The organism is Loktanella sp. R86503, assembly GCF_042466455.1.
Taxonomy (GTDB): Bacteria; Pseudomonadota; Alphaproteobacteria; order Rhodobacterales; family Rhodobacteraceae; genus Loktanella.
This window is the reverse complement of the sequence record NZ_JAXHCI010000002.1, coordinates 1913820-1939539: the sequence shown is the minus strand read 5'-3', so window position 1 is coordinate 1939539 and position 25720 is coordinate 1913820. Positions and strand designations below refer to the sequence as shown.

Below are 25720 nucleotides of genomic sequence, written 5' to 3'. Positions count from 1 at the left end.
GATATGACCTCTCTTTCCGATATCCGTTCGACATTTCTGAACTTCTACGGTCGCAACGGGCACGAGGTCGTCGCCTCCAGCCCGCTGGTGCCGCGCAACGATCCGACTCTGATGTTTGCCAACTCTGGCATGGTTCAGTTCAAGAACCTGTTCACCGGTGTTGAAACCCGTGATTACAACCGGGCGACATCGGCACAGAAATGCGTGCGCGCCGGCGGCAAGCACAACGATCTGGATAACGTCGGCTATACCGCGCGGCATCATACCTTCTTTGAAATGATGGGCAATTTCAGCTTTGGCGATTATTTCAAGGATGATGCCATCGCCTTTGCCTGGGAATTGCTGACCAAGGATTTTGGCCTGAACAAGGACAAGCTGCTGGTCACCGTCTATCACACCGATGATGAGGCTGCAGCGATCTGGAAAAAGGTCGCTGGTCTGACAGATGACCGCATCATCCGCATTGCGACGGACGACAACTTCTGGCGGATGGGGCCGACCGGTCCTTGCGGCCCCTGCACCGAGATTTTCTACGACCACGGCGATAAGATCTGGGGCGGCCCTCCGGGCTCTGCCGAGGAAGACGGCGACCGCTTTATCGAGATCTGGAACCTTGTGTTCATGCAGAACGAGCAGTTCGAGGATGGCACCATGCGCCCCCTTGATATGCAATCCATCGACACCGGCATGGGTCTGGAAAGGATCGGCGCGCTGCTGCAGGGCAAGCACGACAACTATGACACTGACCTGATGCGGTCCCTGATCGAAGCGTCTGCCCATGCCACCAGCAGCGATCCTGATGGTCCCGGCAAAGTGCACCACCGCGTCATTGCCGACCATCTGCGTGCGACGTCGTTCCTGATCGCTGACGGCGTAATGCCGTCCAACGACGGTCGCGGCTATGTGCTGCGCCGCATTATGCGCCGCGCCATGCGCCACGCGCACCAGTTGGGCGCACAGGACCCGTTGATGCACCGTCTGGTGCCGGCGCTGGTGCAGGAAATGGGCGCGGCCTATCCGGAACTTGGTCAGGCCCGCACCCTGATCGAAGAAACGCTGAAGAACGAAGAAGTCCGTTTCCGCCAGACGCTCGACCGGGGTCTGAAGCTGCTGGACGACGAAGTCTCGCGCCTTGGTGATGGTGAAAACCTGCCCGGCGAGGCGGCTTTCAAACTTTATGATACTTACGGTTTCCCGCTGGACCTGACGCAGGATGCGCTGCGCGAAAAAGGTCGCGGCGTGAACACCGAAGGGTTCGACAGCGCGATGGCAGAGCAAAAGGAAAAGGCCCGCGCCGCATGGTCCGGCACCGGCGAGGCCGCCGATGCCTCTGTCTGGTTTGACCTGGCGGAATCCAAGGGTCTGACTGATTTTCTGGGCTATGACACCCTGACGGCAGAAGGGCAGATTCAAGCCCTGGTCGTTGACGGTGCCGTTGCCAAAACAGCCAAAGGCGCTGTGCAGATCGTGCTGAACCAGTCGCCGTTCTATGCGGAATCGGGTGGTCAGGTCGGTGATGCCGGTACGATCAAGACAGAAACCGGCATGGCCCGGATTACTGATACCAAAAAGGTGGCCGGTGTCTTTATCCACATCGGTGAAGTCACCATGGGCGAAATCAGCACAGGACAGGGTGCGCAGTTGCAGGTTGATGCGGATCGCCGCGGCGATATTCAGGCGAACCATTCTGCCACACACCTGCTGAACGAGGCGCTGCGCGAAACGCTGGGCGATCATATCGCGCAGCGGGGATCGCTGAACGCGCCGGACCGGTTGCGGTTCGACTTTAGCCACAACGCGGCGGTGTCGGCCGATGATCTGCGCAGCGTGGAACAGGCGATCAACGCAATGATCCGTCAGAACACCGCCGTTGAGACACGGATCATGACCCCCGACGATGCCCGCGCCCTTGGCGCGCAGGCTTTGTTCGGTGAAAAATACGGCGATGAAGTGCGTGTCGTGTCGATGGGGCGCAAGCCCGGCAGTGGCAAGGGGGCCGATGGCCAGACCTATTCGCTGGAACTGTGCGGCGGCACACATGTGCGGCAGCTTGGCCAGATCGGTGCTTTCGTGGTGCTGGGCGACAGCGCATCCAGTGCCGGCGTGCGCCGGATCGAGGCGCTGACCGGTCAGGCGGCGCTGGATCATTTGCGCGCGCAGGATTCGGTGCTGGCGCAGGTGGCTGCGACGCTGAAAGCGCCGGCAGCAGAGGTTGCGGACCGCGTGCGTAGCCTAATGGACGAACGCAGGGCGCTGGCCAACGAAGTTGCGCAATTACGCCGTGATCTGGCGATGGGCGGCGGTGGCGGTGATACCGGGGCCGAGCAGGTCAATGGAATTGCGTTTCAGGGGCAGGTGATGCAGGGCGTCACCGGCAAAGATCTGCCAGCGCTGATCGACGATATGAAGCAGCGCCTTGGCTCTGGTGCGGTGTTGTTGATCGCTGATGCGGGCGGCAAAGCGGCCGTCGCGGCGGGCGTCACGTCGGATCTGACGGATCGTTTGTCCGCTGTGGACCTGCTGCGGGCCGCTGTGGCGGAACTTGGCGGCAAAGGCGGCGGTGGCCGCGCCGATATGGCGCAGGGCGGCGGTGCCTCTGTTGAAAATGCGGCGGCGGCGATCGCGGCTGCCCGCGCAGTGATGGAGAATTTGGGATGAAAACAGCGCTTTGGGTGGCTCATGTCACTGTGACGGACAACGAGTCCTATGCGAAATATGCAGCCCTTGCGACGGGCGCGATTGCGGATCACGGCGGCGTGTTCCTGGCGCGCGGCGGGGCCTATGAGACCCTTGAAGGGCCGGACCGGCCGCGCAATGTGGTCGCGCGGTTTCCGTCAATGCAGGCGGCGCACGACTGCTATTATTCGGATGCTTACCAAGAAGCACTGGGTCACGCCAAAGGCGCGGCGCAGCGTGAGTTGAGCATCATCGAAGAGCTTTGAAAGGCACATTGGGTGCCATGATGTCCCGCCATGCTTTGGCGGGGCACCTTGACTGGATCGGTCTGCGGGCCGAACGGCGCGGGAGCGTCGAAAGCATCGTTTCCGCGGTAGTGACGACAGCGGGCCTTGACGGCGATCATGGCCGCCCCGGCAAGCGGGCGGTGACACTGATACAGGCAGAGCATCTGCCGGTCATCGCCGCCCTGATCGGGCGCGATCAGGTTGCCGCGTCTGATCTAAGGCGGAATCTTGTGATATCGGGGATTAACTTGGCTGCGCTACGCAAGGGGGCGGTGCAGATCGGCGAGGTCGTCTTGCAAATCGAAGGCCCATGTCCGCCGTGCAGCCGGATGGAAGAAACCTTTGGTCCCGGCGGCTATAATGCAGTGCGGGGACATGGGGGATGGTATGCCTCTGTCCTGCAGGGCGGGACACTTCGGGTTCGGGATACCGTTACGGAAGGGTGAGGGGGCCGGTTTTCAGGCGATAGACCGGAAAGGGGGGCCAGCCCCCCGTCGCTGCGCGACTCCCCCCGGGATATTTGTGACCAGAAGAAGGTGGCTCATATAAAAAAGCCCGCTGCGATTGTGCAGCGGGCCTTTTGTTTCATCAGGCGGATTTGGCGTGGCGCTTACGCTCGTGCGGATCGAGGTAGCGCTTGCGCAGGCGGATCGCGTTCGGTGTGACTTCAACCAGCTCGTCGTCGTCGATATAGGCGATGGCCTGTTCTAGCGACATGGTGACTGGTGTCGTCAGGCGCACTGCTTCGTCGGTGCCAGAGGCGCGGACGTTGGTCAGCTGCTTGCCCTTGAGCGGGTTCACTTCCAGATCGTTATCGCGCGAATGTTCGCCAATGATCATGCCCTGATAGACGGCTTCCTGCGCGCCGATAAAGAACTTGCCGCGGTCTTCCAGTTTCCACAGGGCGAAGGCGACCGAGGTGCCGTTTTCCATGGAGATCAAAACGCCCTGACGGCGGCCTTGGATCTTGCCCTTGTAAGGGGCCCATCCGTGGAACAGGCGGTTCAGGATACCGGAGCCGCGGGTGTCGGTCAGGAATTCACCGTGGTAGCCGATCAGGCCGCGGGACGGAACATGGGCAATGATGCGGGTCTTGCCAGCGCCAGCGGGCTTCATCTCGACCAGCTCGCCTTTGCGGGGGCCTGTCAGCTTTTCGACGACGGCGCCGGTGTATTCGTCATCTACGTCGATCGTGGCTTCTTCGATCGGTTCCATCCGGACGCCGTCTTCGGTCTTGAAGATGACCTGCGGGCGGGAGATCGACAGTTCGAACCCTTCACGGCGCATGTTTTCGATCAGAACGCCCATTTGCAATTCGCCGCGGCCGGAGACTTCGAAGGCGTCGCCTTTTTCAGTGTCGGCGATTTTGATCGCAACGTTGACTTCGGCTTCTTTCATCAGGCGGTCACGGATGACGCGGGACTGAACCTTTTTGCCGTCTTTGCCGGCGAGGGGCGAATCGTTGATGCCGAAGGTCACGGTGATGGTGGGCGGGTCGATCGGCTGGGCGGGGATGGCGGTTTCCACCGACAGATCACAGATCGTATCGGCAACGGTTGCCTTGGTCATACCTGCGAGTGTGACGATGTCGCCAGCCTCTGCCACGTCGATGGGCTGCTGGGACAGGCCGCGGAACGCGAGGATCTTGGATACGCGGAACTGTTCGATCTTGTCGCCGTTGCGCGACAGCGCCTTGACGGTTTCGCCGGCGCGCAGTGTGCCAGCCTCGACCCGGCCGGTCAGGATGCGGCCGATGAAGGGGTCGGCGGACAGGGTCGTTGCCAGCATCTGGAACGGTTCGTCGCGGCGGGAAATCTGCTTGGGTTCTTTGACGTGATCGACGATCAGGTCAAACAGGGCGTCAAGGTTCTGGCGCGGGCCGTCCAGTTCCTTGTCGCACCAGCCAGCACGGCCAGAAGCGAACATGACAGGGAAATCAAGCTGTTCATCGGTGGCTTCCAGCGCGGCGAACAAGTCAAAGACGTTGTCGACAGCCTGATCGGGCTCGCCGTCGGCCTTGTCGACCTTATTGACCACCACGATGGGGTTCAGGCCCAGGGCCAGCGCCTTGGAGGTTACGAATTTGGTCTGGGGCATTGGGCCTTCGGCCGCGTCCACCAGCAGCACAACGCCGTCGACCATCGACAGGATGCGTTCGACTTCGCCGCCAAAATCGGCGTGGCCGGGCGTGTCAACGATGTTGATGCGGGTGCCTTTCCACTCGACCGAGGTGCATTTGGCCAGAATGGTGATACCGCGCTCGCGCTCGATATCGTTGCTGTCCATGGCGCGTTCGGTCGTCGCCTCGTTTTCGCGGTAAACACCCGATTGCTTCAGAAGCTCGTCCACCAACGTGGTTTTGCCGTGGTCAACGTGTGCGATGATCGCAATATTGCGAATGTCCATGATATCAGCCTTTGTCCGGAGTTGCCGCGCGGATACAATGCATATGCAGCAAAGGCTAGCCCTTTAGTGCGGTGACGCGGTGGAGTAAAGCTGGATGACAACAATTCCCGCAATAATCAGGCCAAGTCCGATCATTGCGGGCACGTCCAGACGCTGGCCAAAGATGAAAAACCCGAAGCTGGCAATCAGAACGATGCCAAGGCCGGACCAGATGGCATAGACGATACCGACAGGCATGACCCGCAGCGCCTGCGCCATGAAATAAAAGGATGCGCCGTAAAATACCACCGTGATGGCGGCTGGCAGGGGTTTGGTAAACTGCTGGCTGGCCTGTAGCGCCATGGTCCCAATGGTTTCGGCGACGATGGCGATGATCAGGGCAAGGTAATGATAGGGCATGGCCCTTGCATCGCGCGGGCGGGGCGGGTTGTCAATCTGTCCGGTCAGGTCGCGATATAACGGTCGCGGCGGTGATTGAAGGTAATGATCAGGTTTAGCACGACCGCGCCCAGCAGGGACCACATCACGATGGTCGCGGGAAACAGGAACAGGGCGGCGGTAAAGATCACCGCATCGACCGCAAGCTGCACATAACCCGCCTTGAACCTGGTGGTATCCTGCACCAGCAGGGCAACAACGCCAAGGCCGCCAAGGCTGCCGTTGTGGCGAAACAGCGCCAGCAGGCCTAGCCCGGTGACGGCACCGAAGGTGACTGCGGCGAAGGCGGGGTTCAGCACTTCGAACGTCATGCCGCGCGGAATCAGCGTGGTCATGACCGATAGCGCCGTCACCGAAATCAGCGATTTGACGGTGAACGCCCGCCCCAGCCGATACCATGCCAGCACATAAAACGGGATGTTGATGACAAAAAATACGATGCCAAAGGACCAGCCGGTCAAATAGGCGATAATTACGGCAACGCCTGCGGTCTGCCCTGTGACCAACCCTGCCGAGGTCAGGATCGCCAGACCCAGGGCACACAGGAAAACACCAAGGCCCATGCCTTGGATATCTTCGATCAGGGAATGTTTGTTGGCGGCTGACATATCTAGGCGATAGGGCAGCATGGTTGACCTGTCCAGACGAAAACGGCCGTCCCATCAAGGAACGGCCGCCACGTCAGCACAACCAACAGGTTGTGCCTGTCATTTAAGCTTACATCGCTTTTTGCAGATTCTGATCGACGGCATCCAAGAAGCCTTCGGTCGTCAGCCACTTTTGATCGGGGCCGACCAGCAAAGCGAGGTCCTTGGTCATCTGGCCTGCTTCGACGGTATCGACAACGACCTTTTCCATGGTGTTGGCGAAGTCCATCAGCTGCTGGTTGTCGTCCAGCTTGGCGCGGTGCTTCAGGCCGCCGGTCCAGGCAAAGATCGACGCGATGGAGTTGGTGGAGGTCGCCTTGCCAGCCTGGTGCTGACGGTAGTGACGGGTCACGGTGCCGTGGGCGGCCTCTGCCTCGACGATCTTGCCATCAGGGGTCATCAGCTGGGACGTCATCAGGCCAAGCGAGCCGAAGCCCTGCGCAACGGTATCGGACTGCACGTCACCATCGTAGTTTTTGCAGGCCCAGACGTAGCCACCGGACCACTTCATGGAGGCGGCAACCATGTCGTCGATCAGGCGGTGTTCGTAAGTGATGCCGGCTGCTTTGAACTTGTCCTCGAATTCAGCGTCAAAGATCTCTTGGAAGATGTCCTTGAAGCGGCCGTCATAGGCCTTGAGGATGGTGTTCTTGGTAGACAGGTACACCGGATAGCCACGCTTAAGGCCGTAGTTCATCGACGCGCGCGCAAAGTCACGGATCGAATCATCCAGGTTGTACATCGCCATCGCGACACCGGCAGATGGGGACTGGAACACTTCGTGTTCGATCGTCTCACCGTCGTCGCCGACAAACTTGATCGTCAGCTTGCCCTTACCGGGGAAGCGGAAATCAGTCGCCTTATACTGGTCACCAAAGGCGTGACGGCCCACGATGATCGGCTGGGTCCAGCCGGGCACAAGGCGGGGCACGTTTTTGCAGATGATCGGCTCGCGGAAGATGACGCCGCCAAGGATGTTGCGGATTGTACCGTTGGGGCTGCGCCACATCTTCTTGAGGCCAAATTCCTCGACGCGCTGCTCGTCCGGGGTGATGGTCGCGCATTTCACGCCAACGCCGACTTCGGCGATCTTGTGGGCGGCGTCGATGGTGATCTGGTCGTCGGTGCGATCACGCTCTTCCATGCCCAGATCGTAGTAGAGCAGATCCACGTCCAGATAGGGCAGGATCAGCTTTTTCTTGATGAAATCCCAGATGATGCGGGTCATTTCGTCGCCGTCGAGTTCGACGATCGGGTTGGCTACCTTAATCTTGGACATGATGTCTCCGGTTGGCACGTTGCGATTGCATACGTCCTAGCGGAAAACTTAGCGTTCGGGAAGGCGGTATACGTCGGTATACCGCAAATAGATCGGCCGCGAAATGCAAAACAGGCGCGGCCCCGGCCAGGGTCGCGCCTGCGATTGCGGGGGCGTGCGGGCGTTAGTCGATCTTGGTCTTGACGCTGTCCGCGTCACCGACACGCACGCTGCTGCCCACGGTATAGGCCTCTTGCGATGACAGCGGCACTGCGTCGCGCAGGATAAAGTGCGATGCGACCATGACGACCACGGCGGCCACACAAGAGAGGAGGAAAACCTTCATTGCTTAGACCTTTCGCCGCGGGGTTGTCGTGGCCTCGACCTCTGCGGCCCAGATCGAATGATGCTCGCGTGCCCATTCGACGTCGACCTCGCCAGAGCCCATGGCGTCAAATGCGCCTTCCATGCCAAGGGTGCCGATATAGATGTGGCCAAGGATGATCGCGGTCAGCACCAGCGCCAGAATGGCATGCCACAGCTGCGCCAGCTGCATTTCCTCTTGCGGGGCAAGGTCCACGGGCAGGGGGGCCTGACCGAACCAGCCCGGGACACCGATATCGTTCAGCAAGCCGAAGGTGTGGCCGAACAGATTGATCTGGAACGGAAACAGCATCGACAGGCCGGATACGGAAATTGACGTGCCAAAGATGATGACGGACCAGAAGATCAGTTTTTGTCCGGCATTGAACTTTTTCGCGGGCGGATGACCGCCGCCGAACATGCCGCCACCGCGCAGGATCCATTTGATATCGGTCCGGTCGGGCAGGTTGTGCACGACCCAGAAGACAAAGATCATCACCAGCGCGATCATGAAGGCCCATGAAATATTGTCATGGACCCATTTCGTCACCCCCGCCACAGCGGCAAAGGCGTCATGACCGAACAGCGGAATCAGCACCTTGCGACCGAACAGCGACAGCAGTCCGGTAATGCCCAGCGTGATAAAGGATGCGGCCAGCAGCCAATGTGCAAAACGCTCAATCGCTTTGAACCGTTCGATGTAACGCCCCTGCGGCGCATGGTCGAGCCTGACCCTGCCGCGGATCAGATAGAACAGCGCCAGCACGGCAAGCGTGCCGCCAAGACCTATGGCGCCCCAAAACAGCAGGGGGCCGCGGCGAAATTCAAGCCAGCGCATGCCGCCATCTTGGATCAGCGTATGGGAGGCAGGGCCGTTGTTTTGCGTGCGGATATCGGCCGCATCATAACGGATGCCGCGCCACAGATCCGCGTCTGACGGGCCGCCGCGGGTAAACAGCGGGCTGTCAGTGGGATAAACCGGTTTATCCTGGCCCAGATTTTCAGACCGGTAGCTGTCATCGACGCTTTCGCCATTCTGGCGGGCAAGGATATCTTCGAGTGTTGTGGCCCCGCCGGTGGCGGCACGGGGCGTAGGTTCGCCCGCGCCATCGGTGGCGGGCGCTTGCATCATGTCGGGATCGACATATTGCGCCAACGCCGGCCCGGACAGGCCGATCGTCAGCAGAAGGGCAGTAAGGGCGCGCAGCATGGGCAGGCTCCTGTCTGGATCACAAAGGGAAAAGGGGCGGCACCTGGCCGCCCCGCACGAAACTTACTGACCTTTCTGGTCGTAAGCGGTGCCCCAGCCCCATGCGCCAGCGCCAAAGCCGCGGGCCACGGTGCGTTCGCGGTAGATTTCCGACACGACATCGCCATCACCGGCCAGCAGCGCCTTGGTGGAACACATCTCGGCGCAGATCGGCAGCTTGCCTTCGGCGATCCGGTTGCGGCCATACTTCTGGAATTCCGCCTCGGAGTGGTTTTCTTCGGGGCCGCCGTTGCAGAAGGTACACTTGTCCATCTTGCCGCGGCTACCGAAGTTGCCGGCCTGCGGATACTGCGGCGCGCCAAAGGGGCAGGCGTAAAAGCAGTAACCGCACCCGATGCACAGATCCTTGGAGTGCAGAACCACACCGTCGTCGGTCTGGTAAAAGCAGTCCACCGGGCAGACGGCCATGCAAGGCGCGTCAGAACAGTGCATGCAGGCGACAGAGATTGAGCGTTCGCCCGGCTTGCCGTCCTGAATGGTCACGACCTTGCGGCGGTTGATGCCCCAAGGCACCTCATGCTCGTTTTTGCAGGCGGTGACGCAGGCGTTGCATTCGATGCAGCGTTCAGCGTCGCAGAGAAATTTTGCGCGTGCCATATATAGTGCTCCTTACGCTACGCTGATTTTGCAGAGGGTGGCTTTGGTTTCCTGCATTTGGGTCACCGAGTCGTAGCCGTATGTCTGCGCTGTGTTTGTGGATTCGCCCAGCACGATGGGGTCGGCACCTTCGGGATATTTGTCCCGCAGATCAACGCCTTCCATCACACCGCCAAAGTGGAACGGCATGAAGGCCACGCCTTCGCCGACCCGTTCGGTGACCATGGCCATGACCTTGACCTTGCCGCCCTCGGGGCCTTCGACCCAGACATCCTTGCCGTCGCGCACACCCAGATTGTTGGCATCACGCGGATTGATTTCAACAAACATGTTCTGCTGCAGTTCGGCCAGCCAGGGGTTGGACCGGGTTTCGTCGCCGCCACCTTCGTATTCGACCAGACGGCCGGATGTCAGCACGATGGGATAGCCTTCGGAAAAGTCGTTTTCCTGAATGGACTTATACATCGTAGGCAGACGCCAGAACTTCTTGTCCTCATAGGTGGGATAGTCGGCCACCAGATCACGGCGCGCGGTGTAAAGCGGCTCGCGGTGGATTGGGACCGGATCGGGAAAGGTCCAGACCACGGCGCGGGCCTTAGCGTTGCCGTAGGGGGCGCAGCCATGCAGGATCGCAACGCGCTGGATGCCGCCCGACAGGTCGGTCTTCCAGTTCACGCCGCCGACGTTTTCGACATAATCGGACGGAATTTCGCCGGTCTGGCTTGTTTCGCCGACTTCTTCGCTGCCCGGACGGGTGTCGCGGAAACCGCTGACCCATTCGATCATCCCGCGCTCATAGGCGGTCAGGTCCTTGTCCCAGCCCAGCTCGATCAGCATGGCCATGGTAAATTCGGGATAACCATCCTGAATTTCGGACCCGACGGTATAGCTCCCCTCGGCCAAAAGGTTGTCGCCATTGCGTTCCACGCCATAGCGCGCGCGGAAGGGCAGGCCGCCTTCGGCCACGGACAAAGAGGTGTCATAAAGGTTAGCTGAACCGGGGTGGTTCATTTCGGGCGTGCCCCAGGCCGGCCACGGCATGCCGTAGAAATCGCCGTCTGCCGGACCACCATTGGCGCGCAGCGTCGTGCGGTCAAAGGTGTGCTGGTTCGCCATGTGCATTTTCAGCCGTTCCGGCGATTGGGCGGTATAGCCGATCGTCCACATGCCACGGTTGAACTCGCGGGTGATGTCCTCGATGTTCGGCTCGTCGCCGTCCAGTGCAATGTTGCGGAACAAACGGTCGGTAAAGCCGAACTTGTCTGCAAAAAGCTTGATGATCTCGTGATCGACCTTGGATTCGAACAGCGGTTCGACCACCTTGTCGCGCCACTGCAGCGACCGGTTCGACGCGGTGACAGAGCCGCGGGTTTCGAACTGGGTCGTGGCGGGCAGCAGGTAGACGCCATCGGTGCGGTCGTTCATCACGGCGGACACGGTGGGATACGGGTCCACGATGACCAGCATGTCCAGCTTTTCCATTGCCGTCTTCATTTCCTTCATCCGGGTCTGGCTGTTCGGGGCATGACCCCAGAACACCATCGCGCGGGTGCTGGCGGGTTGGTCAATGTTATCAGCATCTTCCAGGACACCGTCGATCCAGCGGCTGACGGGAATACCGGTCAGGTTCATCATGCTGGTTTCGTCAAAAGCCGCGTCAGAGAAGTTGCTGGCCAGCCAGTCCAGATCTTCGTCCCAGACCCGCGCCCAGTGTGCCCAGGCACCCGGCGTCAGGCCATAGTAGCCGGGCAGGGTGTCGGCCAGCACGCCAAGGTCGGTTGCGCCCTGCACGTTGTCGTGGCCGCGGAAAATGTTCGTGCCGCCGCCGGCGGTGCCCATGTTCCCCAGGGCCAGCTGCAGGATGCAGTATGCGCGGGTGTTGTTGTTACCATTGGTGTGCTGCGTGCCGCCCATGCACCAGATCAGGGTGCCGGGGCGGTTGTTGGCCAGCGTGCGGGCGACGCGTTCCAGCTGCGCGCCGGGCACGCCGGTGACGCGCTCTACCTCTTCGGGAGTCCAGTTGGCGACTTCGGTGCGGATCTGGTCCATGCCCCAGACGCGCTGGCGGATGAACTCTGCATCCTCCCACTTGTTTTCAAAGATGTGCCACAGGATGCCCCAGACAAGCGCCACGTCCGAACCGGGACGCATACGCACGAATTCGTCCGCGTGGGCGGCGGTGCGGGTAAAGCGCGGATCGCAGACGATCAGCGGCGCATTGTTTTCTTCCTTGGCCTTCAGCACGTGCAGCAGGGACACGGGGTGCGCCTCTGCGGGGTTGCCGCCGATGATCAGAATGGCTTTGGAATTGTGGATGTCGTTATAGCTGTTGGTCATGGCGCCGTAGCCCCATGTGTTCGCAACGCCGGCCACGGTGGTGGAATGGCAGATCCGCGCCTGGTGATCGACGTTGTTGGTGCCCCAATAGGCCGCGAACTTGCGGAACAGATAGGCCTGTTCGTTGTTATGCTTAGCAGAACCGAGCCAGTAGACCGAATCCGGGCCGGACTCTTCCTTGATTTTCATCATGCCGTCGCCGATCTCGTTGATCGCCTGTTCCCAGCTGATGCGTTCCCAGTTACCGCCGACTTTTTTCATCGGATACTTCAGGCGACGCTCGCCGTGGGCATGTTCACGCACGGCAGCGCCCTTGGCGCAATGAGAGCCAAGGTTGAACGGGCTGTCCCACGCAGGCTCTTGCCCGGTCCAGACGCCGTTCTGCACCTCTGCAATCACAGTGCACCCGACAGAGCAGTGGGTGCAGACGGATTTGATGATTTCGGCGTTGGTGTTCGCCTGCGTCTGGGCGCTGGCTTGCGTGACGCTGCCGCCGGTGGCGGCGATGGCGGTCAGACCGCCGATGGCAAGGCCGGAGCCTGCCAGAAAACTGCGGCGATCCACCGTCTTAGCACCGGCGCGGGCGATCAGGCCCGGACGGCTGGATGCGGTCGATGTGGTCTTTTTGCGAAGCATGTTATCCTCCCTCAGCCGCGGCCCGTTCGGGGGCCTGACTGGTGTTGCGGCTGATTAGAAACGGGCGCTGTCGAAATAGGCGCGAGTATGATCGGTGTCCTGCATGGTGCTGGATGCCAGATCGACCGGGCTTGCGGCTGCGCTTTGCGGGGCGGCGGTTGCGGCGGCGACAATGGCTGCTGGCGCAGCAGTGCCTGCCAGTTTCAGGAAACCGCGGCGGTTTGTGCCTTTGGTGTCATCAGTCATGTCGATCCTCCCATGTGGCGGGTATTTGACCCGTTTGTGTGTTGTTCATCTGTCGAAAGCCGAAAGGCTTCCTTTTCGATTGCCATAAAGGCCTGGCCCACGGCCCCGACGCCTGCGTAAAAAACCGATGTCTTGGCCTTTGTCAGGTCGCCAAAAAAGTGGCCGGCCCAAGGGCCGATATGCTTGGCGAAAAAGTCTTTCTGCACGCTTAAGCTGGCCGGCGCGCCAAAGCGGCCAACGATCAGCCCGCCCATCATTTCCATCAGCGATGCGATGTTATCTTCAGGTTCAAAGACGTTTTCGGACCGGGCGATCTGCAAAGCGGCCATATCTCCGCGCAACCGCGCCAGCGGCTTTTCGTTCAGGAAACCGGTCAGATAATAGCTGGCATAGGGCAGAAGTTCGCCGCGCCCAAGGCCGATGAAAAGGGCATTGTATTCGGTCACAACGCCCTTGGGCTTGGTCACGCGCGCAACCTTTGCCAGCTGGCTGATGGCCTGGCCCAATTCGGATGTATCGCCCGACAATCCGGCCGTCTGGTCCAGCAGCATCTGGTCCGGCGGGGCAGACAGGATCAGGCCCAGATAGTTATACAGATCCGCACGCATGCGGTCCTCTGCATCGATCTTAGGCAGGGTGTCGGCGGTCATGTGCGGTCTCCGAATTCAAATCGCATGCGGCGCGGTGCGCGGGGGGCCGGGGCTTCGTCATCGCCGGCCACCTGCTGCGGTGCGTCGGGGCCAGCTTCGTCCGCGCTGTGTTGCGGCTGATCGTCAAAGGCAAGCGTTTCGCTGACTTCATTGCTGCCATCCGCCGCGCCAGTATCTGCCTGCGCCACTGTGTCATCCGAAGGCGTATCAGCGACGGCGGCATCCTGCGCCATCTTTTCCACATGGGCCAACAATCCGCGGCCCACCTGATAGCTGGTCTGGATCACGCCTTGGCCAGTCGATCCGGTCAGATAGTCGGCATCGTAGTCATTCAGCCCGTCCAGACAGGCCAAGACCGGATCGGACCGCCACAGGTTGCGCAGGGCGCGGTTGCGTAGGTGCAACGGCACAGCCTTGGCCATAAAGGCGGCAAAGTTATCGCCTTTGCGCAGGCTGTCAGGGTCGGGCAGGTCCAGCAGGTCCAGAATTTCGGCGTCCGACATATCCGTCAGGTCAGGAGAGTCCTGCTGCGTTTCCAGCCCATCGGCTGCGGTCTGATCTTCGGTCGCGGCGGCCAGTTCGGCTTCGCGCTCTGCCTTCAGGCCGGCGCGGCGACGGGCGAAAAAGGATTGCTCTTGGCTCATTCCGCAGCCTCGTGCCGGGTCGGGGCGCGGTAGACGTCGGTCGTCTGCGCGATGCGGCGATCGCCGATACCGTCCTGCACGCCGTCGGTCTTCTGACGGTCGCGGCGCCGTTTGACAAAGGCTTCTTCGACGTGGTGCTGTTCAACGAAATCCGTGACCCAGGCCAGAACTGCGGCCGGCATGGCAACCTTTTCCACCAATTCCTCGCCCGAGTCGGCATAGTCCTGCGCCTCATAGGGCGATGCGGTGACCATCACGACGTCAAGCGGCGCATCCGGGCGATCATCGACGCGGCGCAAGATCACATAGACAGACGGCTGCCGCGTTTGCAGCTCGTGCACATAGGCTTCTGTGTCGGACGGATAAAGCCGCACCTTGCGGGTGGCGGCATGGTAAAGCGTCGTCTCGCCTTCCTCGCGCAGCACTTTCCAGTCGGCGGGGGCGGCACCCGGCAGCACGTCAACAGCCAGCCACGCCCATTTCGCCCAGCGGGTCACCCCGGGGCTGCGGCGGATTACAACGCCCATCGGCATTGTCTGGCTGTCTGGCGTGGTCAGGGGCAATGCCCGCTCCTTGCTGGATGGCTGGATGGATCGCCGGTATGCGATGGTTGGCTAATCATGGGCCAAAAGCCGCCGAAGGCCAAGGCGAAATTTCCATACGGCAGGACAGGTTAGGGCCCGGTCTGTGCTGCGCTGCGGCATTTTTGGGCAATTTGTAAATCTAGGTTAGCAGTTTACCTTTGCCGTCATTGATGATGAAAAAGGCGCTGCACGCACCAGGAGCCAGCCCATGTCCAAGACTGTTATGATTTGCGACTGCCTTGGCAGCCAGCGTGTTGATGGCGACACCTTGACCGCCGCCACAGGCCTTGCCTGTTCGCGCCTTTACACAAGCCTGTGCGACCGGCAGATCGACCTGGCCGCCGCTGCCATGGCGCAGGGCGATGTCGTCATCGCCTGTCAGCAAGAAGCCCCCCGATTTACCGCTTTGGCCGAGGAAATTGACGCAGAAGTCCCGCAATTCGTTGATCTGCGCGACCGTGCCGGCTGGACGGAGGCCGGCGATCCGGCAGCAAAACAAGCCGCCTTGCTGGCTGAAGGCCTGCTGCCCATTGCCCCCGCACGCAGCGTTGACGTCGTATCCGAAGGCACCTGCCTGATCCTTGGCCGCGATCAGGTCGCTGTCGATGCAGCCTTGGCGCTTGCGGGTACCCTTGGCGTGACGTTGCTGATGCCCACCGGCTGGGACGTAGAACTTCACCCCGGCTTTGATACCGTCACCGGCACGCTGACACGTGCGACCGGATCGCTGGGTCAATTCGACGCAGGCATTGACGCACTGCAGCAAATCATCCCCGGCGGGCGCGGCACTGTGTCGCTGACGCCGCCGCAGAACGGGGCGCAATCGCAATGCGATCTGATCCTTGATCTGCGCGGGCAGGGGCCGCTTTTTGCAGCTGATGCCAAGCGTGATGGCTATCTGCGCGCCGATCCAGCCAGCCAACCCGCTGTAGCGGCGGCGATCCTTGCTGCCAGCCAGATGATCGGCACCTTCGAAAAGCCGCTTTATGTGCGGCTGGAACAATCCTTGTGTGCCCACAGCCGCGCCGAACAGGTCGCCTGTTCCAACTGCCTTGATCTGTGTCCCACCGGCGCGATCAGCCCAGACGGCGATCATGTCACCGTCGACCCGATGATCTGCGCGGGCTGCGGTGCCTGCTCTGCCGTGTGCCCGTCGGGGGCGATCAGCTTTGATGCGCCTTCCGTCGACAGCACCTTTGCCCGCCTGACCACGCTGGCGCAAACCTATCGCAAGGCGGGCGGTACCGCGCCGCGCCTGCTGGTGCATGATACCGAACACGGGGCCGAAATGATCGCGCTGGCCGCCCGCTTTGGCCGCGGTCTGCCCGTGGATGTGATCCCGCTGGACGTCGCCGCGCTGGCCGCCTTTGGCCACGCCGAAGCCGTCGCCGCCCTTGGCGCAGGTTTTGCCGATGTTGCGGTGCTGCTGTCGCCCAAAACTGAAACAGAAGCACCGCTGCGCGAGGTCGCCCTGGCCAATGCTATCGCCGGACGCGAAGCCGTCGTCCTGCTGGACATGACCGACCCCGACGCGCTGTCGGATCACCTTTATGCCGCCGCTGTTGGCCCGGTCGTGAAAACGCCGACCCTGCAGATCGGCACCCGCCGCCAGGTCGCGCGCCTTGCCGCGCGCACCCTGCGGCCCCAGTCGGAAATGATCGCGCTGCCCGCAGATGCCCCCTATGGCGCTGTGCTGGTCGACACCGACGCCTGCACCCTGTGCCTGTCCTGCGTATCGCTTTGCCCCTCTGGCGCGCTGGGGGACAACCCCGACCTGCCGCAACTGCGCTTTCAAGAGGATGCCTGCCTGCAATGCGGCCTTTGCGCCAATATCTGCCCAGAGGATGCGATCACCTTGGAACCGCGCCTGAACCTGACGCCAGAGGCGTTCCGGCAGGTCATCGTCAACGAAGAAGAACCCTTTGCCTGCATCGAATGCGGCACGCTGTTCGGCGTGAAATCCACGATCGAAAACATCACAGCCAAGCTGACCGGCCATTCCATGTTCGCGAACCCCGGCGCGCTGAAGATGATCCAGATGTGCGACAACTGCCGGGTGGGCGCGCAATATCACTCTGAAAACAACCCCTTCACCGGCGGCGAGCGGCCAAAGCCGCGCAGCACGGACGATTACCTGTCCAAGCGCCGCGATCATTAAGGAAATACAAAGATGTCTGATGACACATTCAACATGTCCATGCGCAAGTTCCTGAAACAGGTGGGGGTGACCAGCCAGCAAGCGATCGAAGAAGCGATGCGCGCAAAGGGTGACACAGCCGGTCAGACCTTTGAGGCGAAAGTCGTGCTGACCGTGAATGGACTTGATCTGGAACACACCGTCACTGGCCAGATTGCCGGCGCATCCTCGGACGCCTCCGCATGAGCGTGACGCGCGACGACGTGCAGGCGGTTCTGGCCAGCATTACCGATCCCGCGACGAACGGCCCGCTGAACGCCTCCGGTGCGGTCAAGGCGCTGACCGTGGACGGCGGCACCGTGCGCTTTGTGCTGGAAATCGCGGCCAGCCGGGCGGCCGAATACGCGCCCGTGCAGGCCGAGGCGGAAAAGCTGATTGGCGCGCTAAACGGCGTGGAAAAGGTGACGGTCGTGATGACCGCGCATTCCAGCCCCGCCGCCCCGCCGGATCTGAAACCGAACCGCCCCGCAGCGCCGTCCGGCCCGCAAAAAATCCCTGGTATCGACCGCATTATCGCCGTGGCATCGGGCAAGGGCGGGGTTGGCAAATCCACCGTCGCATCCAACCTGGCCTGCGCATTGGCTGCAATGGGCCGCCGGGTCGGTTTGCTGGACGCGGATGTTTACGGCCCCAGCCAGCCACGCATGCTGGGCGTATCGGGCCGCCCGGCCAGCCCCGATGGCAAAACAATCCTGCCGCTGCGCAACTACGGCGTCACGATGATGTCCATCGGCCTGATGACAAACGAAGACCAGGCTGTCGTCTGGCGCGGCCCCATGTTGATGGGCGCGCTGCAGCAGATGATGAACCAAGTGCAATGGGGCGCGCTTGACGTGCTGATCGTCGATCTGCCGCCCGGCACGGGCGACGTGCAGATGACCCTTGCGCAAAAGGCGCAGGTTAATGGTGCGATCATTGTGTCCACGCCGCAGGACGTTGCCTTGCTGGACGCGCGCAAGGGCATCGACATGTTTCAGCAATTGCATGTGCCGATTATCGGCATGATCGAAAACATGAGCACACATATCTGCTCTGAATGCGGCCACGAAGAACACGTCTTTGGCCATGGCGGCGTCGCGAAAGAGGCGGCAAAACTCGGCGTGCCCTTGCTGGCCGAAGTGCCGTTGCACCTGTCGATCCGCATGGCCGCTGACGGTGGTGCCCCCATCGTGGTGTCCGACCCCGAAAGCGCGCAGGCCAAGGCGTTTCTGGATGTCGCAAAACACCTGATCGACGCAGGGTCGGCGTGACAGACGCTGACTTCCCGCCGTTGTTCAACGGCTACGCCAGTGCGGGGGACGATCCCCTGACGCTGGCCTGCCGGGCCGCGCGGGATGGCACCGAAGCCGGGCTTGTCATCCACGACATCGCCCCAGTTACCCTGCGCGCTGCCGCCGTCTTTGCGCCGGATGTTCCGCTGCACAAGGCGGTAATCATGCTGCCGCTCTGCGCCTTGGGCTTTCAGAACGCCCTTGGCGTGCTTGCGCCGCCCGTGGTTGCGATCCACCTTGGCTGGGACGGCACAATCTATGTCAATGGCGGGCGCTGCGGCCATTTGACAATGATTGCCAGTACCGATGATCCTGATGCCCTGCCGGATTGGCTGGTGATCGGCCTGCACCTGGACCTTACCCCGCTGGGGGACGACGGTGGCACCGACCCGGATCGCACCGCGCTTTATGCCGAAGGCTGCGGCGATGTGGCGGCCTCTGATCTGTTGTCTGGCTGGCTGCGCCACACGCTGTCCTGGCTCGATACATGGGACAACCAGGGGATCGCACCGCTGCACCGCGAATGGTCGGGTCTGGCCCATGGCCTGAACGCCACCGTGACCCTCGCGGGGCAGACGGGGACTTTGCTTGGCGCGGACGAACACTTGAACGCTCTGCTGAAATCCGGTGACGAAACAACCCTGATCCCGCTGACCCGTCTGCTAAAGGATGCCCCATGAAACTCGCCCGCGCGATCCACTTTGACGAAAGCGACACCCGCGTTTTCCATAGCCCGGCCCGTACCGGCGAATGGTGCATCCCGGGCGGCTTTGAATTTTCGAACTGGTCGCAGGGCGATCTTGTTGGCAAGGCAAGGCAGGCCTTCACCAATGGCTGGATGGGCGTCGAAACCTTCGGCCGCACCACCTTCGTCGCGGTGACCCCGGTCACGCAGTCGGAACTGGACGCACTTGCTGACGCCCTTTCAGCCCATTTCGTAACCATTTACGGCGCACCCGATGCCGTAACCGCCCGGCCAACAGCCATGGAAGAATTGCACCACATGGTCGATCTATGCGCCGATCACGACACCAACACCCTGCTAACCGTGACCAGAGAGTTGACCGAATCCGGCGTGCGCGAAAGTTTCCGCGCGATCCCGCCCCAGGACGCCGGGCTAGAGCAATTTGCGATCCACGTCACCGACGATGACGCAGGCCACGATCATCCCCATGGCCATCACCACGGACACGACCACAAACACTAGGTCCCCCTTCTTCTGGTCACAAATATCCCGGGGGGAGTCCCGCATGGACGGGGGGCTGGCCCCCCGCCTTTTTTCGATTTTTCGCCGAAAAAACGGACCGGGTCACTCAGCCGTCGCGTTAAAGACGAACAATGGCTCCCCGCCGATCTCATAGGCTTCGATCAGGTCCTTGGCCGCATCCGACACCAGCCAGCCTTCCAGCTTCATCGCCAGATCGTTGCGCACGCCGGGGTGGGCTTCTGGGCTGACAGGGATGTAGGCGTATTGATTAAACAGGGCCGGATCACCGGCAAACAGCAGCGCCAGATCACCCTTGTTGCCAAAATTCAACCAGCTGGCCCGGTCCGCCAGGATATAGGCGTTCAGGCCGGACGCGGTATTCAGCGCGGCCCCCATGCCAGCACCGACAGCCTTGTACCACGGGCCAAAGCTGGCGGGGTCAAGCTCTGCTGCGGCCCATAGACCCAGCTCTGCTTTATGTGTGCCGCTGTCATCGCCGCGGCTGACAAACTCGGCTTCCTCTGCTGCAATGGCCTGCAAGGCACCGGCGGCAGTCTCAGCCTGTGCCGTGCCGGCAGGATCGGTCTCCGGGCCGATCAGGACAAAGTCGTTGTACATGATCTCTCGGCGGTGGGTGCCGTTGCCCGATGCGACAAAGGCTTCCTCTGCCGCGCGGGCGTGGACCAGCACCGCATCGACATCGCCATTGGTGCCCAGCTCGATCGCCTGACCGGTGCCGACAACCAGCAATTGCAGATCGATATCCAGATCCGACTTGATAGCCGGCAGCAGGACGTCGGCCAGCCCGGAGTTTTCAAACGACGTCGTTACCGCCATCTTCATCTCTTCCGCCTGCGCCTGTGCGGCACACAGGGTTGCAATGGCCGTCAGGGCCAGAATGGGGCGTTTCATGTCACGATGTCTCCGTTCAGGAATGATACAAGCGCCGGATGCTGCGGGCGGTCAAAGAATCGATCCCGCGATGCAGCTTCAGCGATAGTGCCACCCAATACAAACAGCGCATCATCCGCAAGACGCCGCGCCTGTCCCATGTCATGTGTCGCCATGACGATGCGCACGCCCGCGTCCCGCGCATCGCGCAGCAGGGCCTCTATCGCCAGCGTCGCAGCCCCGTCCAGACTGGCGCACGGCTCGTCCAGAAACAGCACTTGGGGCTTTGCGATCAATGCGCGGGCCAGCGCCAGCTTTTGCCGCTCGCCGCCCGAAAGCCGCGGGGCAGGGGTTGTCAGCGCATCGCTCAGCCCGATCCTGTCAGCCCATTCTGCGACCGCTTTGTCCTGACCGCTGCGCGTCACGCCGTGCAGCGCCAGCGGATACCGCAGATTGGCGGCGACAGACCGGCGCAGCATGATCGGGCTTTGAAACACAAACGCCTGCCGTGCCTGCGCTTCACGGTCCGGTACGGCCCAGCTGGCGCTGCCGGATGTCAGCCGTTCCACCCCGTGCATGACCCGCAGCAATGTAGTCTTGCCCGACCCATTAGGGCCGACAATGACCGTCACCCCGCCGGTGCCAAGCGTCATGTCCACGGGTCCCAGCAGGCGCTTGCCGCGGCGGCGCACCTCGGCTTTGGTCAGGCGCAGGGGCAGGATATTCACCAGCGTCCCTCCCGCTCTGTGCCCGATAGGGCGTGGATGGCCAGATTGACCGCAATGGCCATGCCGATCAGCACGAACCCAAGGCCAAGGGCCAGGGCGAAATCGCCTTTGCCGGTTTCCAGCGCGATGGCGGTTGTCAGCACGCGGGTCGCGTGATCGATATTGCCGCCGACGATCATGATCGCGCCGACCTCTCCGATGGCGCGGCCAAAGCCGGCCAGCACTGCTGTTAGCAAGGTGCGCCGCCCGTCAAAAATCAGCGTCATGATGCGCTGCCGTTTGGTCGCGTTCAGGGATATCAGCAGGTCATGGTAATCCGCCCAGAGATCGCGCATCGCCTGATGCGTGACAGAGGCAATCAGCGGCGTGATGATGACCACCTGCGCAATCACCATCGCGGTCGGCGTAAACAGCAGACCAAGCACACCCAGCGGCCCCGCCCGCGACAATAGCACATAGATCACAAGGCCGACGACAACCGGCGGCAGCCCCATAAAGGCATTGAGCAAGGCAATCACGGTGCGCCGGTAGCGAAAGCGCTGGATCGCCAGCACCGTCCCCAGCGGGATTGCGATCACACTGGCAACCACCAGCGCCGTCAGGGTGACGCGCAGGGACCGCAGGCTGATTTCCACCAGATCAGGGTCGAGCGTCACCACCAGTTTCGCGGCGGACAGCAGTCCTTCGGTAATCGTATTCATTGCCCGCGGTTCCGTCCCTGCATCCTGTGCAAGGTGCTAGGCAGGCGCGCGGGGAATGTCAAAGCCTGCGGGGGCCAGATGAAAGCCGGCAAAGTCAAACCCCGGCGACACGGTGCAGCTGACCAGCGTCCAGTCGCCGGTGCTGCGCGCCGACTGCCAGTGATAGGGCGGAACGATCAGCTGGGCCGATTGACCGGCCAGCACATCGGGTCCAAGGATGTCATCGGTGGCAGGCCCCTGATCCGTAGCGGCGCGGGACAGGATCAGCGGGCTGCCGGCGTGATAGAACCAGATTTCGGTTGCATCGACGGTGTGCCAATGACTGACTTCATCGCGCTGCAGCAGAAACAGGATGGCGGTGCCCGTCGGACGACCATCGCTATCCGCAACCCACGTTTGGCGATACCATCCGCCTTCGGGATGGGGCACAAGGTCAAGTTGCGCAATTATAGTGTCGGCTGTCATTCGGCTCCCCCTAGATACGGCCTAATTTAGAAAAATCACTTATTCGTTAAAGCAGGTTAGTCAAATGTGCCTTTTCGGGAAAAGCACGAAACAATTGCGACCATCACTCTGTTGTGTCCCCAATAGAAGACAAGAGGAGATGACGATGAACATCCTGAAAACAAGCACCGCCGCTATTGCACTGACCGTTGCTGGAACGGTGGCATTCGCTGAAAGCCATGTGACCGCAGACGAAGCCATGGAAAATGATGCAGCCCAGGTCGAACAATCGGTCGAAGGCACGGCAGAGGCCACAGGTAACGCTGTCGAAACCGGTGTCGAAGAAACGGGCGCAGCGATCGCTGAAACTGCAGATGCGTCTGATGATATGCAGAACTTTGATCTGACCACGTCGGAAAACCTGATCCGCAGCCGTGATATCGTCGGCGGTGAAGTGTGGCGCATGGATGCCGAAGCAGACAACTCCACCTGGACCGAAAACGGCACTTATGAAGGCACCGGCGAAGGCTGGGAGCGGATCGGTTCCATCGAGGATATCGTGCTGTCCAAGGGCGGCAAGATGATTGGTATCGTCGGTGAAGTCGGCGGCTTTCTTGGCCTTGGCGACAAAATGGTCCTGATGCCGGTCGAAAATGTGCGCCTGACGGCAATTGACGATGGTCAGTATGCCTTTGTCACGCAGATGACGCAGGAAGACATTGAAGCCGCACAGGACGTAGACGAAGGTTTCTGGGATTAATCTTTAAGGTTCGATTGACGATAGAGGGGGTGGCTTCGGCCGCCCCTTTTTTGTCATGGGGCGCGAAAGCACCGAACGGCCGGACAAAGCTCAGTTTTTTATGCTGCACAATACTACGAGTTTTGACAGACATCGGCTGGTCGAAGACGTTCAACAAGCACCGGAGTTTTGAATATTGTTTTGGTTTCCGAAACAAGACCGTCATTCAGCTGTACCAAAGAACGAGAGTTTTAGGCGCATCTCATTTTATGGTTCGCCTAGCCAGGAATTTGAAAACGTCATCTATTGTCGAATAAAAAAAGAAGATCAGAACACCTAGAAGTAAATGGCTCTCTGAAATGTAATCTTCTGATAGTAGGGCCAATATCACTGAAGCACCTCCCAAGATACCACCACGCAATATAGGTCTAAGCGTCATTGAATTGCTCCTACGTTTTTGAATGGACGAAAGGTCACTTTTTTAGGTCCAGCAATCGCAGTGAAAGCTTAAGAACTTAAAAATAATTGCTTCGTATGAAGCTGCCAGCTGAACGAAATTGGGACTCTATATGACACATTTATCTGCTCCAAAAACGATTTTTGGTGAACGACCCATCCACGGTCAAATGAGAAATTTATTGTGCATCTCGTGATATTCAATTGGCTAATATTGTCTGATAAGAAATTAACTAGTCACCCATGCGCCTTTTAATAATCATATAGGCAATCGCTGAGAATGCGGCGATGACAACAACTGCTATTGGCGCTGAATACCCCGATTCACTTAGCAGATACCCCAACATAAGAGCACAAATGTATAAGGCAAAGGACATTTTTCGGTCCGACATTGATCTCTCCAAGCGGTGGCAAGTTGCGATCGGCAAGAAATATGCTGTGATTTTGGTTTGCTCGCTTCAACCTTGGGTAGAGTGTATTCATGGGCTTACGGTATTGGTCAATATACATTCGCTGCGCTTGCATAAACTTTCAAAAATTACCTGATTGGTACTAGTTCACTAGGACCGACTTTGATCCACCTACATCGAATTCTTACTTCGTCCACTCTGCAGACGTAGTTGACACAAAGCATGTCAATCAAGTTCAATGCTCTGACGCATTGCATCCACCCATCACGCACAAAAAAGCCCGCCGCGCATAGCTGCACGGCGGGCTTCGCTTAGACTAAATCTTAGCCTTTCAGGATCGAACGGCCGGCGTATTGCGCGGTTTCGCCCAGCATTTCCTCGATCCGGATCAGCTGGTTGTATTTCGCCAGACGGTCAGAGCGGGACAGGGAGCCGGTTTTGATCTGGCCGCAGTTTGTGGCGACTGCGAGGTCAGCAATTGTTGCATCCTCTGTCTCGCCGGAACGGTGTGACATCACGTTGGTAAAGCCCGCGCGGTGGGCCATGTCGACGGCCTTGAGCGTTTCGGTCAGGGTGCCGATCTGGTTGACCTTCACCAGCATGGAGTTGGCAGAGCCGCGCTTGATGCCTTCGGCCAGACGCTTGGGGTTGGTTACAAACAGATCGTCGCCGACCAGCTGGACCTTGTTGCCGATGCGGTCGGTCAGGGCTTTCCAGCCGTCCCAGTCATCCTCGGCCATGCCGTCTTCGATGCTGATGATGGGATAATCGCTGGCCAGCTGCGCCAGGTAATCGACGTTTTCTGCCGATGTCAGCGACTTGCCTTCGCCGACCATCTCATACTTGCCGTCCTTGTAATATTCGGTCGCAGCACAATCGAGGGCAAGGAAGATATCCTCGCCGGGCTTGTAGCCGGCCTTTTCAATGGACTTCAAAATGAAATCAAGCGCTTCGCGGCTAGAGCTTAGGCCGGGGGCAAAGCCGCCCTCGTCGCCGATACCGGTGTTGTAACCGGCAGTCGACAGCTCTTTTTTCAGGGTGTGGAACACTTCAGAGCCCATGCGGACGGCTTCGCGGATGTTGTCCGCGGCGACCGGCATGATCATGAATTCCTGAATGTCGATCGGGTTATCGGCATGTTCGCCGCCGTTGATGATATTCATCATCGGCACGGGCATTACGCGGGCAGAGGTGCCGCCGATATAGCGGAACAGCGGCTGATTGGTGAAATCCGCAGCAGCTTTGGCGACGGCCATGGACACGCCAAGGATCGCGTTGGCCCCAAGGCGGCCCTTGTTGTCGGTGCCGTCCAGTTCGATCATCGCCTCGTCGATGCCGACCTGGTCAAGCGCGTCGCAGTCCAGCAGCGCCTCGAAAATCTCGCCGTTGACGGCGGCGACGGCTTCCAGCACGCCTTTGCCCATATAACGGGACTTGTCGCCATCGCGGCGTTCGACCGCTTCATGCGCGCCGGTGGACGCGCCAGAGGGGACAGCCGCGCGGCCCATCGTGCCGTCTTCGAGGGTCACGTCAACTTCAACCGTGGGGTTGCCCCGGCTGTCCAGAATTTCGCGGGCGTGGATGTCGATGATGCTGCTCATAAGAGGCTCCGGTTCAGTAAGCGTTAGCGTTAACGG

The 25720-nt window shown here is 60.5% G+C and carries 26 protein-coding genes; 9 read left to right on the top strand and 17 right to left on the bottom strand.

From position 1 onward, the window contains the following. Nucleotides 1–3 precede the first annotated feature (3 nt). From alaS to SJY10_RS10565, 3 genes are read left to right on the top strand one after another with little or no spacing between them, the layout of a single operon-like run. Nucleotides 4–2658: an alanine--tRNA ligase gene (gene alaS, locus SJY10_RS10575; RefSeq protein ID WP_386682349.1), complete on the top strand. Its 2655-nt coding sequence runs from the start codon at nt 4–6 to the stop codon at nt 2656–2658. Continuing rightward, nucleotides 2655–2942 (top strand): DUF1330 domain-containing protein, encoded by a 288-nt coding sequence (locus SJY10_RS10570; protein WP_386682347.1) that lies wholly within the window; start codon nt 2655–2657, stop codon nt 2940–2942. The genes alaS and SJY10_RS10570 overlap by 4 nt, the downstream gene beginning before the upstream one ends. A gap of 17 nt (nt 2943–2959) precedes the next feature. After that, nucleotides 2960–3409 (top strand): MOSC domain-containing protein, encoded by a 450-nt coding sequence (locus SJY10_RS10565; RefSeq protein WP_386682345.1) that lies wholly within the window; start codon nt 2960–2962, stop codon nt 3407–3409. Nucleotides 3410–3551: 142 nt separating this feature from the next. On the opposite strand, the gene typA is transcribed toward SJY10_RS10565, so the two are convergent. The 12 genes from typA to SJY10_RS10505 all read right to left on the bottom strand — a co-directional run bounded on the left by typA (nt 3552) and on the right by SJY10_RS10505 (nt 14988). Next, the gene (gene typA, locus SJY10_RS10560) at nt 3552–5369 is read right to left on the bottom strand and encodes a translational GTPase TypA (protein WP_386682342.1); all 1818 of its coding nucleotides are present in this window, start codon (nt 5367–5369) and stop codon (nt 3552–3554) included. Between the two features lie 63 nt (nt 5370–5432). Continuing rightward, entirely contained in the window at nt 5433–5768 is a 336-nt protein-coding gene (locus tag SJY10_RS10555) for a DMT family transporter (RefSeq protein WP_386682339.1), read from the bottom strand. A gap of 44 nt (nt 5769–5812) precedes the next feature. After that, the gene (locus SJY10_RS10550) at nt 5813–6436 is read right to left on the bottom strand and encodes a YitT family protein (protein ID WP_386682337.1); all 624 of its coding nucleotides are present in this window, start codon (nt 6434–6436) and stop codon (nt 5813–5815) included. A gap of 88 nt (nt 6437–6524) precedes the next feature. Then, on the bottom strand, nt 6525–7733 hold the full coding sequence (locus tag SJY10_RS10545) for an NADP-dependent isocitrate dehydrogenase (protein ID WP_386682335.1): 1209 nt from the start codon (nt 7731–7733) through the stop codon (nt 6525–6527). Nucleotides 7734–7896: 163 nt separating this feature from the next. Beyond that, nucleotides 7897–8058 (bottom strand): hypothetical protein, encoded by a 162-nt coding sequence (locus tag SJY10_RS10540; RefSeq protein WP_386682332.1) that lies wholly within the window; start codon nt 8056–8058, stop codon nt 7897–7899. 3 nt (nt 8059–8061) lie between these two features. After that, nucleotides 8062–9285 (bottom strand): formate dehydrogenase subunit gamma, encoded by a 1224-nt coding sequence (locus SJY10_RS10535; protein ID WP_386682330.1) that lies wholly within the window; start codon nt 9283–9285, stop codon nt 8062–8064. A gap of 63 nt (nt 9286–9348) precedes the next feature. After that, nucleotides 9349–9942: a formate dehydrogenase FDH3 subunit beta gene (gene fdh3B / locus SJY10_RS10530; protein ID WP_386682327.1), complete on the bottom strand. Its 594-nt coding sequence runs from the start codon at nt 9940–9942 to the stop codon at nt 9349–9351. A gap of 12 nt (nt 9943–9954) precedes the next feature. Continuing rightward, nucleotides 9955–12915 carry a formate dehydrogenase subunit alpha gene (locus tag SJY10_RS10525; RefSeq protein WP_386682324.1) on the bottom strand — a complete coding sequence of 987 codons (2961 nt, stop codon included), beginning with the start codon at nt 12913–12915 and terminating at the stop codon, nt 9955–9957. Between the two features lie 54 nt (nt 12916–12969). After that, a complete protein-coding gene (locus tag SJY10_RS10520; RefSeq protein ID WP_386682320.1) occupies nt 12970–13161 on the bottom strand; it encodes a twin-arginine translocation signal domain-containing protein in 192 nt (63 codons plus the stop codon). Further along, nucleotides 13158–13811 (bottom strand): molecular chaperone, encoded by a 654-nt coding sequence (locus tag SJY10_RS10515; RefSeq protein WP_386682317.1) that lies wholly within the window; start codon nt 13809–13811, stop codon nt 13158–13160. Before SJY10_RS10515 ends, SJY10_RS10520 begins: the two co-directional genes overlap by 4 nt. Next, complete coding sequence (locus SJY10_RS10510; RefSeq protein WP_386682314.1) at nt 13808–14455, bottom strand: DUF3306 domain-containing protein; 648 nt, start codon at nt 14453–14455, stop codon at nt 13808–13810. The genes SJY10_RS10515 and SJY10_RS10510 overlap by 4 nt, the downstream gene beginning before the upstream one ends. Next, entirely contained in the window at nt 14452–14988 is a 537-nt protein-coding gene (locus SJY10_RS10505; protein WP_386684624.1) for a DUF3305 domain-containing protein, read from the bottom strand. Before SJY10_RS10505 ends, SJY10_RS10510 begins: the two co-directional genes overlap by 4 nt. A gap of 259 nt (nt 14989–15247) precedes the next feature. On the opposite strand from SJY10_RS10505, the gene SJY10_RS10500 reads away from it, so the two are divergent. Genes SJY10_RS10500 through SJY10_RS10480 form a run of 5 tightly spaced genes read left to right on the top strand, consistent with a single transcriptional unit; the run spans nt 15248 to nt 19714 of the window. After that, nucleotides 15248–17197, top strand: coding sequence for a 4Fe-4S binding protein (locus tag SJY10_RS10500; RefSeq protein ID WP_386682311.1), 1950 nt, complete (start codon nt 15248–15250; stop codon nt 17195–17197). A gap of 12 nt (nt 17198–17209) precedes the next feature. Beyond that, entirely contained in the window at nt 17210–17422 is a 213-nt protein-coding gene (locus tag SJY10_RS10495; protein ID WP_386682308.1) for a DUF6494 family protein, read from the top strand. Further along, nucleotides 17419–18486 (top strand): Mrp/NBP35 family ATP-binding protein, encoded by a 1068-nt coding sequence (locus SJY10_RS10490; protein ID WP_386682305.1) that lies wholly within the window; start codon nt 17419–17421, stop codon nt 18484–18486. Before SJY10_RS10495 ends, SJY10_RS10490 begins: the two co-directional genes overlap by 4 nt. Then, complete coding sequence (locus SJY10_RS10485) at nt 18483–19187, top strand: DUF4444 domain-containing protein (protein ID WP_386682302.1); 705 nt, start codon at nt 18483–18485, stop codon at nt 19185–19187. Before SJY10_RS10490 ends, SJY10_RS10485 begins: the two co-directional genes overlap by 4 nt. Further along, a complete protein-coding gene (locus SJY10_RS10480; protein WP_386682299.1) occupies nt 19184–19714 on the top strand; it encodes a DUF6505 family protein in 531 nt (176 codons plus the stop codon). Before SJY10_RS10485 ends, SJY10_RS10480 begins: the two co-directional genes overlap by 4 nt. 102 nt (nt 19715–19816) lie before the next feature. Here SJY10_RS10480 and SJY10_RS10475 read toward each other — a convergent pair whose 3' ends face one another. The 4 genes from SJY10_RS10475 to SJY10_RS10460 are packed head-to-tail and all read right to left on the bottom strand — an operon-like array spanning nt 19817 to nt 22499. Further along, nucleotides 19817–20626, bottom strand: a complete 810-nt coding sequence (locus SJY10_RS10475) for a substrate-binding domain-containing protein (protein WP_386682297.1) — start codon at nt 20624–20626, stop codon at nt 19817–19819. Further along, nucleotides 20623–21333, bottom strand: a complete 711-nt coding sequence (locus SJY10_RS10470; RefSeq protein ID WP_386682294.1) for an ATP-binding cassette domain-containing protein — start codon at nt 21331–21333, stop codon at nt 20623–20625. The genes SJY10_RS10475 and SJY10_RS10470 overlap by 4 nt, the downstream gene beginning before the upstream one ends. Further along, complete coding sequence (locus SJY10_RS10465) at nt 21330–22034, bottom strand: ABC transporter permease (protein WP_386682291.1); 705 nt, start codon at nt 22032–22034, stop codon at nt 21330–21332. Before SJY10_RS10465 ends, SJY10_RS10470 begins: the two co-directional genes overlap by 4 nt. Nucleotides 22035–22070: 36 nt before the next feature. Then, nucleotides 22071–22499 carry a cupin domain-containing protein gene (locus tag SJY10_RS10460; protein ID WP_386682288.1) on the bottom strand — a complete coding sequence of 143 codons (429 nt, stop codon included), beginning with the start codon at nt 22497–22499 and terminating at the stop codon, nt 22071–22073. A gap of 145 nt (nt 22500–22644) precedes the next feature. Between SJY10_RS10460 and SJY10_RS10455 the strand changes: the two genes are divergently transcribed. Next, entirely contained in the window at nt 22645–23238 is a 594-nt protein-coding gene (locus SJY10_RS10455) for a PRC-barrel domain-containing protein (protein ID WP_386682286.1), read from the top strand. 1168 nt (nt 23239–24406) lie between these two features. On the opposite strand, the gene eno is transcribed toward SJY10_RS10455, so the two are convergent. After that, the gene (gene eno, locus SJY10_RS10450; RefSeq protein ID WP_386682284.1) at nt 24407–25684 is read right to left on the bottom strand and encodes a phosphopyruvate hydratase; all 1278 of its coding nucleotides are present in this window, start codon (nt 25682–25684) and stop codon (nt 24407–24409) included. Nucleotides 25685–25720: the final 36 nt, after the last annotated feature.